This is a genomic window from Spirosoma oryzicola (assembly GCF_021233055.1).
Classification (GTDB): Bacteria; Bacteroidota; Bacteroidia; order Cytophagales; family Spirosomataceae; genus Spirosoma; species Spirosoma oryzicola.
Genome location: NZ_CP089538.1, coordinates 4983683 through 5000250 on the forward strand (window position 1 = coordinate 4983683; position 16568 = coordinate 5000250).

At 50.6% G+C, this 16568-nt stretch carries 12 protein-coding genes; 5 read left to right on the forward strand and 7 right to left on the reverse strand.

Annotation, left to right across the window (positions count from 1 at the left end):
- Positions 1-123: 123 nt before the first annotated feature.
- On the reverse strand, positions 124-717 hold the full coding sequence (locus LQ777_RS21000; protein ID WP_232559896.1) for a DUF4230 domain-containing protein: 594 nt from the start codon (positions 715-717) through the stop codon (positions 124-126).
- 130 nt (positions 718-847) lie between these two features.
- Positions 848-2125 (reverse strand): glutamyl-tRNA reductase, encoded by a 1278-nt coding sequence (gene hemA, locus LQ777_RS21005; RefSeq protein WP_232559897.1) that lies wholly within the window; start codon positions 2123-2125, stop codon positions 848-850.
- Positions 2126-2469: 344 nt separating this feature from the next.
- Between hemA and LQ777_RS21010 the strand changes: the two genes are divergently transcribed.
- Positions 2470-3708 (forward strand): sensor histidine kinase, encoded by a 1239-nt coding sequence (locus LQ777_RS21010; RefSeq protein WP_232559898.1) that lies wholly within the window; start codon positions 2470-2472, stop codon positions 3706-3708.
- Positions 3709-3722: 14 nt separating this feature from the next.
- Here LQ777_RS21010 and LQ777_RS21015 read toward each other — a convergent pair whose 3' ends face one another.
- Positions 3723-4265, reverse strand: a complete 543-nt coding sequence (locus tag LQ777_RS21015; protein WP_232559899.1) for a hypothetical protein — start codon at positions 4263-4265, stop codon at positions 3723-3725.
- Between the two features lie 51 nt (positions 4266-4316).
- On the opposite strand from LQ777_RS21015, the gene LQ777_RS21020 reads away from it, so the two are divergent.
- Positions 4317-5387 carry a LuxE/PaaK family acyltransferase gene (locus LQ777_RS21020; RefSeq protein ID WP_232559900.1) on the forward strand — a complete coding sequence of 357 codons (1071 nt, stop codon included), beginning with the start codon at positions 4317-4319 and terminating at the stop codon, positions 5385-5387.
- A gap of 31 nt (positions 5388-5418) precedes the next feature.
- Here the strand turns inward: LQ777_RS21020 and LQ777_RS21025 are convergent, their stop codons facing one another.
- Positions 5419-6570 (reverse strand): sigma-54-dependent transcriptional regulator, encoded by a 1152-nt coding sequence (locus tag LQ777_RS21025; RefSeq protein ID WP_232559901.1) that lies wholly within the window; start codon positions 6568-6570, stop codon positions 5419-5421.
- Between the two features lie 229 nt (positions 6571-6799).
- Positions 6800-10069 (reverse strand): beta-galactosidase, LacZ type, encoded by a 3270-nt coding sequence (lacZ, locus tag LQ777_RS21030; protein WP_232559902.1) that lies wholly within the window; start codon positions 10067-10069, stop codon positions 6800-6802.
- Positions 10070-10181: 112 nt separating this feature from the next.
- Between lacZ and LQ777_RS21035 the strand changes: the two genes are divergently transcribed.
- On the forward strand, positions 10182-11126 hold the full coding sequence (locus LQ777_RS21035; protein WP_232559903.1) for an alpha/beta hydrolase: 945 nt from the start codon (positions 10182-10184) through the stop codon (positions 11124-11126).
- A gap of 6 nt (positions 11127-11132) precedes the next feature.
- Here the strand turns inward: LQ777_RS21035 and LQ777_RS21040 are convergent, their stop codons facing one another.
- Positions 11133-11660, reverse strand: coding sequence for a DUF2911 domain-containing protein (locus tag LQ777_RS21040; protein ID WP_232559904.1), 528 nt, complete (start codon positions 11658-11660; stop codon positions 11133-11135).
- A 143-nt stretch (positions 11661-11803) separates the two neighbouring features.
- On the reverse strand, positions 11804-13825 hold the full coding sequence (uvrB, locus tag LQ777_RS21045) for an excinuclease ABC subunit UvrB (protein ID WP_232559905.1): 2022 nt from the start codon (positions 13823-13825) through the stop codon (positions 11804-11806).
- Positions 13826-14195: 370 nt separating this feature from the next.
- Between uvrB and treF the strand changes: the two genes are divergently transcribed.
- Both treF and LQ777_RS21055 read left to right on the forward strand, forming a co-directional pair.
- Positions 14196-15737: an alpha,alpha-trehalase TreF gene (gene treF / locus LQ777_RS21050; RefSeq protein WP_232559906.1), complete on the forward strand. Its 1542-nt coding sequence runs from the start codon at positions 14196-14198 to the stop codon at positions 15735-15737.
- 107 nt (positions 15738-15844) lie between these two features.
- Positions 15845-16465, forward strand: a complete 621-nt coding sequence (locus LQ777_RS21055) for a Cj0371 family chemotaxis-regulating polar lipoprotein (RefSeq protein ID WP_232559907.1) — start codon at positions 15845-15847, stop codon at positions 16463-16465.
- Positions 16466-16568 lie beyond the last annotated feature (103 nt).

Consider the following 16568-nt stretch of genomic DNA (forward strand, 5'->3'; position numbering starts at 1 on the left):
GAGTGGTAGGTTAAAAACGTTATAGACTAGACGATGTTACCAAAATGATGCCGAAAATTAGCTTTCTGACCTGCAAGTATTTTTTTTACGGATAGGAAATATACATGAACATACGAATTATACTCATGATTGAAAAGTCAGCCGCACCTTTCGTCCCGAAATTCGCTCCAACAACGGCTTAAGTATCCGGTCTGCATTTTGGCGCGTCTGATCTAAAATTCCTCCGCTCAGCGCCGACTGGCGAATTTGTCGCTCGGCTTCTTTGTAGGCGTCACTGACCAGCTGCGATTGGTCGAGAAACGAAAAGCGTGTATCGTACACCCGCGAGCGGTCGTGATTAATTTTCCAACTGCACAGTTCGGGTTTAGGCAATTGTATGATAATCGAATCACCCGCTGTCTGAATATCCTCCGCTTTGATTCTGGTCAGGTCAACGCAGCCCGTAGCCTGCCCTTCAACGATCAACACAGCATTGGCATTTGGGAGAAACGTGTTGACCTGCTCGTGTTCAACGATATCCTTGAAGGTGTAGCTAACTAATTCCAATTTACCCAGCGCTGTTACCTCTTTCAGAACAGCCCGCTGGGTCGTCACATCCCCCCGCCGAAAACGACTCATCATATCGCTTCCCCGAATCTGTTCCCAGATAGCGATCAGGCCCGCGACCAGAATGGCAATGAGAAATAACCGAAGCAACGTATTCAACAATCGAGACATAGATCAGAGCGTAAAAGCGCGTGCCGTACGAGTAACTCGCATCAATTTACCTGCCAGTATGCCGCCTAAAAACAGCAAAACTCCCAAATCAATAACGATTTGGGAGTTTTATCAGTATTTGTGGGGTCGATCAATGTTTGTACTCGTCCACGGATTGTTTTTCCAGATCGAACAAATCGTTCAGCACATCGATCAACGTTTCGGCTTCTCCCCGCTTGCAGGCAGCCTTGAGTTGAAGAACAGGCAGCTTAATGATTTTTTGCATGATACCCCGCGTGATCTTGTCTACTTTTTCGGACTCGTCGGGCGTCAGATGCTTCAAGTGCCGGGCGATTTCGTCTTTGCGAATCTGCTCCAGCGCATTTTTCAATTTATTGATGGTTGGCGACACAACCATTTCCTTTGTCCAGTCCCCAAATTCGGCAACGGCCTGCCCGATAATGGCTTCGACCTGCGGAATTGCCGCCAACCGCTGATTCAGCGCTTCGTCGGCCCGGTTCCGGATGTGGTCAATGTTATAAGCCAGTACACCCGGAATCTGCTCGACAGCAGCGTCTACGCTACGGGGTACGGATAGATCAATGAAATACTTGTACGTTAAAACGTTTAGCCCTTGTAAAAATGCTGGCGTAATAAGCGGCTCATCGCGCATAACGGACGAGATAATGACATCAGCCCGGCTAATTTCGTCCATCAGGTTCGCAAAATCCGCCACTCGAAATCCGTATTTCTGAGCCAGCGCTTCGGCTTTCGCCTGGGTCCGGTTGCAAAGGGTGATGTTCTTCATGTTTCTGGATTCCAGATTCATGCAAACATCAGCACCGATTTCACCTAACCCGATGACTAACACGTTAGGGTTCTGGTTTTCGCCGACCAGTTCGTCAATCAAATCAACGGCTGCGTAGGAAACCGAAGCGGCTCCATCGCGAAAAGCCGTCTCCTGAGCAACCCGTTTGTTGGTGAAGAAGATGGTATGCATCAGGCGGTGCAGGAACGGCCCTGCCATGTCAAGATCAGCCGACCATTGGTACGACTGCTTTACCTGATTTGGAATCTGCATATCGCCAACTACCTGCGAGTGCAGCCCTACGCATACCTCAAACAAATGCAGAACGGCATCCGAATGCGCAGCGTAAAACTGGAAATAAGGCAAATACTGATCCGTATCCGTTAAGCCTTTCTCAATCAGCAACAGCCGGGCGATTTCAGCGTTAAGATCCTGCTCAAACGCGTAATACACTTCCGTACGGTTGCAAGTCGAGACAACAAGCAAATCGGATAATCCGAAAAAATCGCGCAGCCGAAGCATTAGCCGCTTTGCTTCTTCTTCGTTAAGTGCAATTAGCTCCCGCACCCATAAAGGAGCCGTTTTGTGGGATAAACTAATTGATTTGAAAGTATCTAACATTGTCGCGAATCACACTAATGGCGTTAGCCAGCACAAAATTACAGTACAATTACCGGACATGGAAATAGACTGTACAATCGGTCACTCTATTTAGAATACGTCCAAATAGCAGACGATTTTCTTTGCTGAATCCTATTCTGTTCTAACAAGTATCGGCGTTCAGACGTTCGCATTTACACCATTAAACTGCTTTTGACGTTTACAATTGGACGCCCTGCTTAATTAATCAATCGATACGAACAAATAAGTTGGATGGTTGCTTACTGATCATGTATTCGTGCGGTGTACTGGTGATTGCTTTTCAGGTAGCTTTGACATTATAATCCGACTGGCGGGATAAAAACATGCTGAAATCATTCGATATCTATAATCAGAATAATATTCTTAAAATTATCGTCGCTCTCAATCTCTTGTTGGTTGGGACGGGGTCGCTGTTGTATACCAATCGGCTTATTACCAAGCTGGAAAATCGCGAAGAACATTACATCCAGCTCTACGCAAAGACAATTGCCTACCTGGTCGATCCCAAGCACTTTGATTCGGGTGACCTCACGTTTGTAACAAGTGAAATCCTGGAGGCAAACAACACGGTTCCGGCTATTTACGTTGACCCTAACAATCAGATAGCAAAACCGTTAAACATCACCTTTCCCGACGGTTTGTCGGACAATGAGAAGGAGCAGTTTTTAAGGGACAAGATCGCGGACATGCGCAAACGCCACACGCCTTTGGTCGTCGATATTGGTAACGGTGTGCGGGGATTAGTTTATTACGACAATTCGAAGCTTCTTCGACAATTGACTTACTTTCCGTATGCCTTGCTGACGATCTTAACGGCGCTGGGCTTTTTAGCTTACTTGGCTTTTAGTTCGTCACGTCGAGCGGAGCAAAACCGCGTCTGGGTAGGCTTGGCGAAAGAAACGGCTCACCAGCTGGGCACGCCTATGTCGTCGCTGATGGCCTGGGTTGAGTATATGCGGTCGGACCCGGATCAATACGACGAATCGGTTACGGATGAGATTGAAAAAGATGTTCGGCGGCTTGAAACCATTACGTCGCGTTTTTCCAGCATCGGTTCGATCCCGACATTAAAAGAAGAAAACATTACGGATGTAGTCGAGCAGTTTACGGACTATCTGTCGAAGCGTATTTCAACAAAGGTCAAAATGAGTTTGACCAACCAGCTCCCTGCTGGACAAACTGTGGACATCAACAAGCTACTCTTCGAGTGGGTCATCGAAAATATCTGCAAAAACGCTGTCGATGCCATGAAAGGAGTAGGCGAACTCCGGTTGAATATGCTATCGCTGCCCCATCAGCAAATAGCGATTGATATTACCGATACGGGTAAAGGTATTCCTAAAGCCAGCATGCAGAAAGTTTTCACGCCCGGTTTCAGCACTAAAAAACGGGGCTGGGGTTTGGGTCTTACTCTTGCGAAACGAATTGTAGAGGAATATCACAACGGACGGCTTTTTGTTAAGAGTTCGGAAGTGGGCAAGGGCACAACATTCCGAATTGTTCTGAACGCCGATAAACAACAGAAGGCCGTGGAACCACAGCCTTCGGCTAAAGAAGCGTAATCGAAAACCGGTTTCTAGTCCGGATACGGTAGGCTGATGGTGTCGGTTTCAATGACATTACTTGCATTTAAGCTCCGGTCACGGATTCGGATCTGAAACTTGGTTGGGTACATTCGATTGACATTGCCGTACGCAAATAGCTGGCTGAAATCGAGCGTACCTTCAATGGCTCCTTTAGGCTTTCCTCTCGTCAGATCAGGAAAAAACAAAAAGTTGTTTACCGGTGTACGAGCCTCTACGTATTGCCGATTGACCAGCCGGAATGTGCGAATTTCGTAGTTACCCCAACCGCCGTTCTGCGCGTAATTGAGCGAATCGGCTTTAGCTAGCGGTATGTCATTACCCATGTTACCATCGCCGTCTTTAAAACCGATTGTGATCACCACCGAGTCACGTCTGGGTTGACCAACTCCCTGACCAGCTGCTACCGGGTACCTGAAAACACCTTTGAAGTCAATCGAAGGGGCATCAGGATAATCTGGCTCGTTGAAACACGACGACAGGGTCAGGACGATTGTCAGCACCAGAAGACAGGGTTGAATTAGTTGCCGTTGCATACTGTTGTACTCGTAATATCAATAATCGTTTTCGTTTTGTCTTTTTTATCAATGCTTTCGCCCGAGGCTGTTTCGGCACGGCAAGCGCTTCGCCAACAGCTTTTATCGACCGACTTACGCCCGTCGGATCAACATCAGTTCGAGCAACTCGCTCTGGCCGTCTTTCGGTACCAGGCTGTGCACAACCCCATTTATCGGAATTACTTAGCGCACCTCGCCGTTCGTCCTGATCAGATTTTCGAACTGCGTCGGGTGCCGTTCATGCCTATTGGTTTCTTTAAAAAGCATACGATCCTCAGCGGTTTTCCAGCGAATGTTCAACCACTGTCAGATACGCTAACCTTTGCCAGCAGCGGAACAACGGGCGAGCAAACCAGTCGTCATTATGTGCCGGACCCGGATCTGTACGATGCTGTCAGCACCCGCATTTTTGAGCAAACGTACGGACCGCTCAGTAACTTCCACATAGTAGCATTACTGCCATCCTACCTTGAACGAAATAACTCGTCGCTGGTGTATATGGTTCAGCGATTTATCGCGCAAACGGGTTCCGAAAAATCCGATTTTTTCCTGCACAACCACGACGAATTGACTGAACAGCTCCGGCAACTTACGCAAGAACCGGATCAGAAAAAAATTCTGCTGATCGGCGTTACGTTTGGTTTGCTCGATTGGGCCGAGTCGGGTAAGGATCTGTCGTTTCTGGGAGGTAACCCAAACCTGATTGTTATGGAAACGGGCGGTATGAAAGGGCGTCGTCAGGAGTTGCTGCGTGAAGAAGTCCATACTATATTAACCGACCAGCTCGGAATTCAGCGCGTTCACTCCGAATACGGTATGACCGAACTGCTATCCCAGGCTTATTCGTCGGGAAGCGGAGTATTCGAACCAAGCCCTACCCTACGCATACTGCTACGCGACATCAACGATCCCTTCTTGATCTATCCCGATGATTACAAACGGACCGGCGGCATTAACGTTATTGATCTGGCTAATCTGGATTCCTGCGCATTCATCGAGACACAGGACTTAGGGCAGTACGTGGGAAGCGAGGGGAATTTCCAGGTAATTGGCCGATTCGACAATTCGGACGTGCGGGGCTGCAACCTGATGGTTCTATAACGGGGCCACCGGACTGGTAGCCCCGTCACTATTAAGCGTATGCTTTTACGTCTTCCTGCGTAATTTCATCACCGCACATGATCACCAGCCGCTCAATGACGTTGCGCAACTCGCGAACGTTACCCGTCCAGGGCAGTGACTCCAGATAAGTCATGGCATCGGGCGTAAGCTCTTTGGGCGCAGAGCCGTATTCCGTGGCAATGTCGTGCAGAAACTTATCCGTTAGCAAAGGAACATCAGAACGACGTTCGGCCAGTGGCGGTACGTGAATAACGATCACACTCAACCGGTGAAATAAGTCTTCGCGGAAGTTACCATTGGCAATCTCCTGCCGAAGATCTTTGTTGGTAGCTGCCATTACGCGTACATTGACTTTGATTTCTTTGTCTCCGCCAACGCGCGTGATTTTGTTTTCCTGCAACGCCCGCAGCACCTTCGCCTGCGCCGACAGGCTCATATCGCCGATCTCATCGAGAAAAAGCGTTCCCCCGTCGGCCTGCTCGAACTTACCGATTCGCCGAGCAGTCGCTCCGGTAAACGCACCTTTTTCGTGTCCGAAGAGTTCGGTTTCGATCAGTTCACCGGGAATTGCTGCGCAGTTCACTTCAACGAGTGGCTGAGCCGAACGGCTTCCTTTTTCGTGAATTTGCTTGGCAACCATCTCTTTACCCGATCCATTCGGCCCGGTAATAAGTACGCGGGCTTCGGTTGCCGCTACCCGATTGATTGTTTCCTTGACGCGCCGGATGGGTGCCGAGTCACCAACAATTTCATTGAGTTTGTAAATTCGTTTTTTAAGCGTTTTTGTCTCCTGTACCAATTTGGACCGTTCGATGGCATTACGAACCGTAATGAGTAAACGGTTGAGATCGGGTGGTTTGGTAATGAAGTCAAACGCCCCCCGCTTGGTTGCTTCAACCGCATTTTCTACGTTTCCGTAGGCCGAAATCATGATGAACTGAGTGCCTTTACTGGCTTCGTGGGCTTTCATAAGTAATTCCAGCCCGTCCATTTTAGGCATACGAATATCGCACAACGCTACATCATAGTTCGTACGTGTAATCATATCCAAGCCCTCTTCGCCGTCTTTGGCTTCGTCTACTTCGTAGCCTTCGTATTCTAAAATATCGCGCAAAGCAGCCCGAATGCTCTTCTCGTCATCGACGATAATCAACTTAGCCATCCGTATGGGTATAGTTTGTGTTGTGCCGGAGCACGAAAACGAAAATAGCAATTTTGTCTTAACAACTACAAAGCTACGTAATAAAGGATTTGTAGTACATGGTTACAAAGTATCTAAGGACTAAGTAATTACTCACCGGGTTTGTATATCGTTATCCAATTTATTCAAGGGTGCACCAAACGATTAACGAATTGTTGAGCAATCACGCATCCAACGCCGTAGGGTAGTTTCAACGCGGTAATGGCAGGCCAATTACCTGAGCCACATTGGTACGCGCATCAACCGGACGCATTCGAAACGAATAGGTATAGGTCTTGTTTGCCGGCAACTGGTATTCCGAATGAACGCGTGGACTCCAACTATCGTCTCCCCCCAAACCCATCTGTGCCATATCCACGTTGACTACCGTTACATTACCCCGCTCTACTTCCTGCGTTTCGGGCTGTTTGGCTTTCAGTAACGCCTGATCGGTGTAGTCCCGCGCATTGATGTTCAGCAACGCAGGGGTCGTTAGATCACTCATGATCAGCAAACCAACGCCCGAGCCGTCTGTCAGTTCGGCCCAGCGAACGTCGGTCTTATTGCCGTTCTCCTGCGCCATGGTATACGGAAAAAACTGGTCAGCTACTTTACCTTCGTATAATCCGACTTTGGCAGCATCTTTCCGGTCGGCATAACTCTCGAAGGGTCCACGTCCGTACCATTTGAGGTTGTTGAGGGTTGCCGGCAACTGAAACTGCATGCCTATCCGGGCCAAGGGCGGAAGCGTTCCCGAAGGTTTGTAGCTGGTTGTGATCTGCATATCACCCGTTCCGTAAACAAGGTACTCAGTCTCCTGAGTCAGAGTACCGTCTTTAGCCGTCAATTCATTTGTGCAGCTAACGCGCACCAGCTGTGGCCGGATTTCTACCTTGACATCAACCGGGTGTGCTTTGATCGTGTCCAGACCTGCCTGACGCCAGCGAGCCGCGAACGAACGGTCTCCACCTCCTTCATCGTTATCGGTCGGTACCCGCCACAAGCTTGGCTGAGGTGCCTTTGTGACCAGGTTCTTGTTTCTGAACAGCCACTGGGTCAACGCACCACTCGTTTTGTCGAACACCACGGTAAAGTCTTTTCCCCGAACGGTTACGGCCTTCGGCGACTGTACCACCTTGAGCGCCAGAATCCGATTCATCCCTACAACTGGCTGTACCGCAGGCTTGGCTATTATCGGAAACTGAGCCGACGCCACCTCATGGCCCGCCGGAGCCCACCTCGTTGCTTGCTTAAGCCGGATAGTTACGTTCAGGAAGTATTCGCTCACCAGCGATGCGCCAGGAGCAGGAACAGCGCGGGCATTACCAGTGACCTGCCGCATATCGACAACTTCGCTGATGTGTACCGGCAACGTTAGTACCTGTGTCTGACCGGGCTTAGCGACAAGATTATTTTCACCACCCCGCTGAATAACCTCGCCATTCCGAATAACTTCCCACTCTAATCGGAACGGTTCGAGCGACTGAAAATCGTAGGTATTGCGCACGTTTACTTTAATGGAACCATCGGCCTGAATTTGACTAACCGACAAAGCCGCTGGCGTCGTTAATTTCACGTATTGGTAGACGAGCTTTACCTCGTTGATCTCCGGTTGCGGCTGGCGGTCAGGGTTGACCAACCCATCTCCGGCGTTGGCTCCGTCGATGTAATTGATGTGATCCGTAAATTCCTTTCCCGCTTTGTTTTTTAGCCGCAACCCCTGATCGACCCAATCCCAGATAAACCCACCCTGCATCCGGGGATACTTGTCAATGGCCGCCCAGTACTCTTTCAAATTACCGACGCTGTTGCCCATCGCGTGCGCGTATTCGCAGACAATAACAGGTCGCGACGGATCTTTTTCCATCAATTTAACCATATCCTCCACAGTCGGATACATCGTCGAAATGATGTCGAAGCTGGTCAGCGATGTGCCCGTGTAGGGTTTACGACCTTCGTAATGAATAGGCCGCGTTGGGTCGATCAGCCGGATAATATCGGCCATGTCGCGAAAGTTTTGCCCCATGTCGCTTTCGTTACCCAACGACCAGATGACGATGGATGGGTGATTTTTGTCGCGCTCGACCATGGCCCGCCCCCGTGCTACGAACGCATCACGCCATTCGGGTTTGTCGGCGGGGGATTGCCCTTTTGACCATAAGTCGTGGCTTTCGATGTTCGCTTCATCAATAACGTACAAACCATACTCGTCGCAGAGGTCATACCAGTCCGTGGCGTTCGGGTAATGCGACGCACGTACAGCATTGATGTTGTGCTGTTTCATAAGCTTTATGTCCTGAATCATGGACTCACGCCCAATTACCCGCCCGGTGGTGGGGTCAAACTCGTGCCGGTTAACGCCTTTGTACGTAACGGGTTTACCGTTTACCAGCAACTGCCCGCCGGTCAGGGTCATTTCCCGGAAGCCAACGCGCTGACTAATGGCTTCCACGGCTTTTCCATCCGATCCCATTAGCTGAACCGTCAATGTGTACAGCGTTGGTGATTCGGCGCTCCAGAGCGCGGGCGCTTTTATTTCTTTACTCAGCCGAACCATCGACTCCTGCCCGGTATTCGTTGCACTTTCTGAATTGAGGGTTTCCGAAAAAACAAGAGCTCGCTTGGGATCGTACAGCGTAACTTTTAATTGGTAAGGCACTTGCGTTGTCGAAAACGAGCGCACGTTAGCCGTTACTTTCAGAGTGGCATCACGATACTGGTTGTCCAGATCCGTTGTTACGGCTAGGTCGCGCAGGTAGGTCGTGGGCGTTGCGTACAGGAATACATCGCGGAAAATCCCGGAAATTCGCCAGAAATCCTGATCTTCCAGATAACTCCCATCCGACCAGTTGATCACTTCTACGGCCAGCAGATTTTCTCCCGCTTTGAGCTTATCGGTAACCAGAAATTCGGCCGGTGTCATGCTATCTTCGTGGTAGCCGACCGGCTGTCCATTCAGAAAAACCCGACAGGTCGATTGAACGCCCGCAAAATGCAGAAACACAGCCCGATCCTGAAAAGTAGCCGGGACGGTAAACCGCAGGCGATACAAACCAACGGCGTTCGTATCCGATGTTATACGCGGTGGCGTAACGGGAAACGGGTGTTTGATATTCGTAAAAATGGGACGGTCGTAGGGTCTACCTTCGCGCGCACCCACTACTTGCCAGTTGGAAGGAACCGGCAGATTATCCCAACTTTTGTCGTCCGTACTGGGTTGGTAAAAATCACCGGGAACCTGATTGGGATGCTTCAACCAGCGAAACTTCCAGGTGCCATTGAGCAACTTGACGTACGGTGACGTACGCCAGTCGGTTGAGGTTAACGCTTGCTGCTCGGTAGCGAAGGGTACCAGGGTCGCGTGAGGTTTCTCGGTATTTTGACTGATTACCGCTGGGTTCTCCCAATCAGGAAGCGTCTGGGCGTAAGTCGAAGCGGTTAAGTTGACTAAAAAAAGAGAGACTAGTAAGCGTTTATGCATACGCGGCACGTTTAAGAGAAAGGATATTTGCAGAAAAGACGCTAGAATAACCCGCCGGTTTCTACGACCGACAAAATTCTCCACAAATTAACTGCCTTACCACCTGAAACTTATGATTTTTCGCCGTTTACTGCTTTGTTTTCTGTTCACTCTTCCGTTTATCGCATCGGCTCAGTCGCGCCGACGCGCTCAATTAACCAATCCGCAGGCAAACGGTCCTGTTCCGGTTGTACCCGCTCCGCAAACGCGCCTGCTGGAAGGGATGGTTCTGAACAGTTCGATCCTGAACCGGGGCGTTAAGTTCTCTATTTATCTTCCCCCCGATTATTACACATCGAACCGACGCTATCCGGTCGTCTACCTGTTGCACGGCTACGGCGATGACGAAACCGGCTGGATACAATTTGGCGAAGCTGATCGCATCGTCGATGCGGGTATCCGGTCGGGCGAACTACCGGCCATGATTATCGTGATGCCCGACGCAGGCGCTACTTTTTACGTGAACGATTACCAGAACAAGGTTCGCTACGAGGATATGTTTGTGCAGGAGTTTATTCCGCACATCGACTCCATGTTTCGGACCCGTACCCAGCGCGAATTTCGGGCCATCTCCGGCTTATCAATGGGTGGTTTCGGGTCGCTAACCTTGTCCATGCACCATCCCGAGCTGTTCAGTGCCTGTGCCGCGATGAGCGCCGGAATTCGCACTGACGAAGGCTTTGTCGCCATTCCTGACGAACGGTACAACACGGTTTTTGCACCCATATTCAGCGGTCCAGCCAAAGGCGAAGATCGGCTAACGGTCACCTGGAAGCGTAACAGCCCGATCAATCTGGCGAAATCAGCACCGGAAGGGGACCTAACCAAAGTGCGCTGGTACATCGATTGTGGCGACGACGATGCCCTGACGGTTGGAAACGCCATGTTGCACCTTGCCTTGCTGGATCGCAAAATTCCGCATGAATACCGCGTCCGCGATGGTGCGCATACGTGGAGTTATTGGCGCTCTGGTCTGCCAGATGCCTTAAAGTTCGTTGGCGCAGGTTTTCACCGGTAGACAACGTTACTGCTTCTGAATAGGGACGACGGCTTCGGTTTCGTCCCAGACCAACTGCATAGTTGCGCCATCTGATTTTTTCATAAAATCGATGTAAAACTGCTCAGCTGTTGGCTTGTGAGATTGTGCGTCAATGGGTACCCGCAACACGTCTTTCGTTTGATCGTAGTTGGTGCCCCATTGGCCTGTTTCGCTATTAAAAATAGCGATCCACTTTTCTTGTTCAGGAATGGTCCATAACGAATAGCTTCCGGCTTTCAACGGCTTTCCGGCAATCACCACATCCTGATCAAACCGAATCACGGTGGCTTCATTGGCACCGGTACGCCATACTTTCCCGTACGGTACGAGTCCACCAAAAATTACCCGGCCTTTCTTGTAAGGTCGGCAATAGTTTACAGTGATTGTAAGGCCGTCGTTGTTGAATTGAGCTACGGCTTCGGGACTGCTCGATTTTGTTAAGGTTCGTAGTACAAAAAAGCCGATAAGCAGGATAGCCGCAATACTGGCAAGAATAATAAGAACGCGTCGCATGACTGTGTGAGGATAAAATACTGGGAGCCTGCAAGATACAAAGTTCTTGCAGGCTCCCAGCCATCATATAACTATATTACTTGCTGTTGCACGGATTGACCAGCGGCATTCAACCAGCCTCTAACCCAATGCTATTTGGACTATTAAGCCATTTCTTTCTTTAGCTTGTCGCGTAACTGAAACAACTCATCACGCAGACGGGCCGCTTCCAGGAAGTCGAGATCTTTGGCGGCACGTTCCATCTTGGCCTGGGTTTCGTTGATCACTTTTTCCAGGTCGCCCTTGCCCATGTACTGCACCACCGGATCGGCAGCAATCCGAATTTCTTCCGGCTCGACGTAGAAATGTTTCGCTTTCGAATCGGCCACTTTAGTTTGTCCCATGATTGCCTCGCGGGATTTCAGCACCGTCGTCGGCGTAATGCCGTTATCCGCGTTGTACTCCATCTGAATCGCCCGACGACGGGTAGTTTCGTCAATGGCTTTCTGCATGGAGCCGGTGATGGTGTCGGCATACATGATCACTTTGCCGTTTGCGTTTCGGGCCGCCCGTCCTATAGTCTGAATCAGCGACCGGATGTCACGCAGGAAACCTTCTTTGTCGGCATCCATAATCGCTACCAGCGACACTTCCGGCAAATCAAGCCCTTCGCGCAGCAGGTTTACCCCAACCAGCACGTCGAAATTACCCAACCGCAAATCCCGCAGAATCTCGACCCGGTCCAGCGTTTTCACCTCCGAGTGAATGTACCGCGTTTTGATACCGACCCGATCCAGGTATTTGGTCAGCTCTTCGGCCATGCGCTTGGTCAAAGTCGTTACCAGAACACGTTCACCGTTTTTGATCCGGCCATCGATGGATTCGAGCAGATCATCAATTTGGTTAAGGCTAGGCCGCACTTCGATTTCCGGATCGAGTAGCCCCGTTGGCCGGATGAGCTGTTCGACAACCACACCCTCGCTCTTCCGCAATTCGTAATCGGAAGGCGTAGCCGACACGTAAATCGTCTGTCCCGACAAATCTTCAAACTCCTGGAACGTGAGCGGTCGGTTATCCATCGCCGAGGGCAGCCGGAATCCGTAATCGACCAGCGCCGTTTTCCGCGAACGGTCCCCCCCCCACATAGCCCGAATCTGAGGGATTGTGACGTGACTTTCGTCAACAACCAGCAGGTAATCGTCCGGGAAATAATCGAGTAGACAGAACGGGCGCTGACCCGGTTGCCGCCGGTCAAAATACCGCGAGTAGTTTTCAATACCCGAACAGTAGCCCAGCTCCCGCATCATTTCCAGATCAAACTCGGTGCGCTCTTTGATGCGCGTGGCTTCCTGCTCCCGAAAATCGGACTCGAAATAACGAATCTGCGACACCAAATCGTCCTGAATCTCATACATGGCGCTGTTCAGCGTATCACGACCCGTCACGAACAGGTTAGCCGGGAAAATCGTTACGATTCGCTCTTCCGAGATTTTCTTACCCGTCGAAGGGTCGATCCGCTGAATGGTTTCGATTTCATCACCGAAGAAAATAACCCGGTAGGCAAAATCGGCGTAGGCAACGAACAGGTCGACCGTGTCGCCTTTTACGCGGAAATTCCCCCGCTGAAAATCACCTTCGGTCCGGCTGTAAAGAATGCCGACAAGCTGGTGCAAAAACTGGTTGCGGCTCATCTGCTCACCCACGCCAATGCGCACCACATTCCGTTTGAACTCTTCGGGGTTACCCATGCCGTAAATACACGACACCGACGCGACCACGATCACATCGCGCCGACCGCTCATCAGGGCCGACGTTGCCGCCAGCCGTAGCTTGTCGATCTCTTCGTTGATCGCCAAGTCTTTTTCGATGTACGTGTTGGTCGTAGCGATATAGGCTTCCGGTTGATAATAATCGTAGTAGCTGATAAAATATTCGACGGCGTTTTCGGGAAAAAACTGTTTGAACTCACCGTAGAGCTGGGCGGCCAGCGTTTTATTATGGCTAAGAATCAGCGTTGGGCGGTTGGTCTGCGCGATCAGATTGGCGACCGTAAACGTCTTTCCGGAACCCGTTACCCCAAGCAACACCTGCGACGCTTCACCTTCTCTTACACCCTTGACCAATTGTTCGATGGCCTTCGGCTGATCGCCAGTGGGTTGAAATTCTGAGGTTAGTTTAAAGTTCATTAGTCGAGCTGATAATCTGGCTAAGATACAAAATTCAGGACTGGATTACAAGGAGGCTCTTCAAACAACGGCTTTACGATAGATACGATTCAGCGGTAGTGAGCGGTTACGAATCCTCCCCTCACGAATTCCTTTTCTATAACACAATTTTGGCCACTCTTGTCCCGTCCAACAGACGCCAGATTAGCGCGCAAAGCAATAAAACTCACTAAAATAGAAGCAGTTTGGCGAGCCCGTCACGCAAAAACAGCCCTCGACTGGGGACGATTTGGCTCGGCACGGGTTGATAGAATGTGGTAGCATGAATTGAAACGCTTTTCTGACTGCCATTCCGTTCCGGCCAAACGTATTACTCTAGTTCTACAGTAAATTGTCTCTATCTGTTTTGACGAACCAACCGCAACTTCCATCCCCTGATCAACTTTTCGGTGATCTGTTTCACGACGTACAGTTGAAACCCGTTTTTATCGATTCCAAAACGTTTGTCGATAGCGTTCCCAAGTTTCCTCCCGCCGACATTCTGTCCTGGTACGAGACGGAAAAAGTAAAGTCCGGTTTTGACTTGGAAGCTTCCGTGCGCGCCAACTTTCTTGTTCCCGACCAAACAGCCAGCAATTACGTTAGCGATACGACGCTATCTACCGCCGAACACATCAATCGCTTGTGGGAACGACTCACTCGACCTGCCGATACCGCCGTGGAAGGTAGTTCCCGTGTTCCTCTACCGCATCCTTACATTGTACCGGGTGGCCGCTTCCGGGAGATTTTTTATTGGGACACATACTTCACAATGCTGGGTTTGCAGGAGGCTGGACGCGCGGAGTTGATCCGAGGAATGATCGATAATTTCGCGTTTCTGATCGACACATTCGGCTATATTCCCAATGGCAACCGGACGTATTTTTTGAGTCGCTCGCAGCCGCCTTTTTTTGCGCTGATGGTACAATTACTCGCCGAGATTGACGGGGAAGACACGCTCCGTCGCTACCGACCACAACTTCAGCAGGAGTACAACTTCTGGATGACGGGTCGGGCAGAACTCACCGCTGACCGATCCGTTCATCAGCGGGTGGTCAGAATCGATGATCAAACGGTCCTCAACCGTTATTGGGACACCCTGACGACACCTCGTCCCGAAGCCTACCGGGTAGAGTTTGAATTGGGAAACGAAGCCCGGCGGATTGGCGTCGATGCCGAGGCTATGCATCAGCACGTCCGGGCCGCCTGTGAGTCGGGCTGGGACTTTTCGAGCCGGTGGCTGGCCGACGAAAAAACGATGCCTTCCATTCATACTACCGACATTGTACCTGTCGATTTAAACTGCCTGCTTTATTTTCTGGAAACCGTATTGCACGATAACAGCGCCCAAAGCAGCACCTCGGAGCCTTTCAATGGAGAACTAGCTCAACAGCGGCAACAGGCCATTCAGCGCTTGTTCTGGAACGAAGAGACAGGTTTTTTTCATGATTACGACATTGTTGCTCAGCAGCAAACCCCATCTATCACTTTGGCGGGTGTATTTCCTCTCTTTTTTAAACTAGCTACTCCCGAACAGGCCCGCCGGATTCATGACCGCCTGAAAGCCGATTTTCTGCAAGCGGGCGGTTGGGTGACGACGTTGAATCAGACCGGCCAGCAGTGGGATTGGCCGAATGGTTGGGCACCCTTGCAGTGGATCGTCTACCAGAGTTTGCTGAATTATGGCTTCGTCGAAACAGCCCAGGAAGGCCGTAACCGCTGGCTGGCCTTGAATGATAAAGTGTTTAAAGCGACGGGTAAAATGACCGAGAAATACAACGTCGTGGATGCCTCGTTGACAACGGGCGGGGGAAAATATCCAAATCAGGATGGCTTCGGCTGGACGAATGGCGTATACCTTGCATTAGCGAAAGACGTCCATACCCGTTCGTAATCGTCCGCCCTTACAACCGCTGATTGACATTCTCAACGGTTCGTACCAAACTATTTGCAACCCTGTTCAGCGTCTGCTAGTTTAGGGTATACAAACGTTATTAATCTATGACCCCGCTTCGTAAACACACCGTTCTTAAACGCGTTAAAGACATTACACTCAGCGCAACACTTAGTCTGGCCCTGCTCAACGGTTCGGCTTTACTGCAAAGCTGCGGTAACAATCGGAGCGATGAGAATGAAACCGAACAAACCGAAACGAGCTTCCGACGCGGTGTCCGAACATACATTACGGAAACAGCGCCGGGCAATTTCAAGATCACGGACGAAGAGCAGGCTGACCCAGACAAGGCTGGCGCGATTGTCAACTACTACGATGGTCACCGCGATACGCTAAGCGTCGAAGCGGCTAAACGCTTGGTTGAATCCGATCAGTCGACCCGTACCTACCTCCAAAATCCTGGTGCCTATAGTGCTCACCACAGCAACGGTCTGGCCAATGCCTTGCTTTGGGGAGGATTGGGCTATATGCTGGGCCGTTCGACCGCTCCGCAGTACCGGGCCGACGAACGGCGCTACGGGTCCGGATTTTATACGACTCCGGGTCAGTACGAACGCTCCCAACAGATTCGGGAGAATGTACGAACCTCACGCGTGGTGCGTACGACACGACCATCGGGAGGGCGGAGCGGTTTCTTCGGTGGGCGCAGTCGCGGCTTCTCGTCCTAACTCGGTAGCTGTCAAACCAGTTGCTCAAATGTTCCTTGTTCGCTGGCCTTTCTCCGTACAGAGGATGTACAAGCAAGGCGACTTTTTGCCTATATTTACGGCC

Coding starts and splice junctions, on each gene's coding strand:
- LQ777_RS21025 (WP_232559901.1), bottom strand. CDS start 6,570: ATGGCTAAGTTGATTATCGTCGATGACGAGAAGAGCATTCGGGCTGCT.
- lacZ (WP_232559902.1), bottom strand. CDS start 10,069: ATGCATAAACGCTTACTAGTCTCTCTTTTTTTAGTCAACTTAACCGCT.
- LQ777_RS21020 (WP_232559900.1), top strand. CDS start 4,317: ATGCTTTCGCCCGAGGCTGTTTCGGCACGGCAAGCGCTTCGCCAACAG.
- LQ777_RS21035 (WP_232559903.1), top strand. CDS start 10,182: ATGATTTTTCGCCGTTTACTGCTTTGTTTTCTGTTCACTCTTCCGTTT.
- LQ777_RS21000 (WP_232559896.1), bottom strand. CDS start 717: ATGTCTCGATTGTTGAATACGTTGCTTCGGTTATTTCTCATTGCCATT.
- LQ777_RS21015 (WP_232559899.1), bottom strand. CDS start 4,265: ATGCAACGGCAACTAATTCAACCCTGTCTTCTGGTGCTGACAATCGTC.
- LQ777_RS21010 (WP_232559898.1), top strand. CDS start 2,470: ATGCTGAAATCATTCGATATCTATAATCAGAATAATATTCTTAAAATT.
- hemA (WP_232559897.1), bottom strand. CDS start 2,125: ATGTTAGATACTTTCAAATCAATTAGTTTATCCCACAAAACGGCTCCT.
- LQ777_RS21055 (WP_232559907.1), top strand. CDS start 15,845: ATGACCCCGCTTCGTAAACACACCGTTCTTAAACGCGTTAAAGACATT.
- uvrB (WP_232559905.1), bottom strand. CDS start 13,825: ATGAACTTTAAACTAACCTCAGAATTTCAACCCACTGGCGATCAGCCG.
- LQ777_RS21040 (WP_232559904.1), bottom strand. CDS start 11,660: ATGCGACGCGTTCTTATTATTCTTGCCAGTATTGCGGCTATCCTGCTT.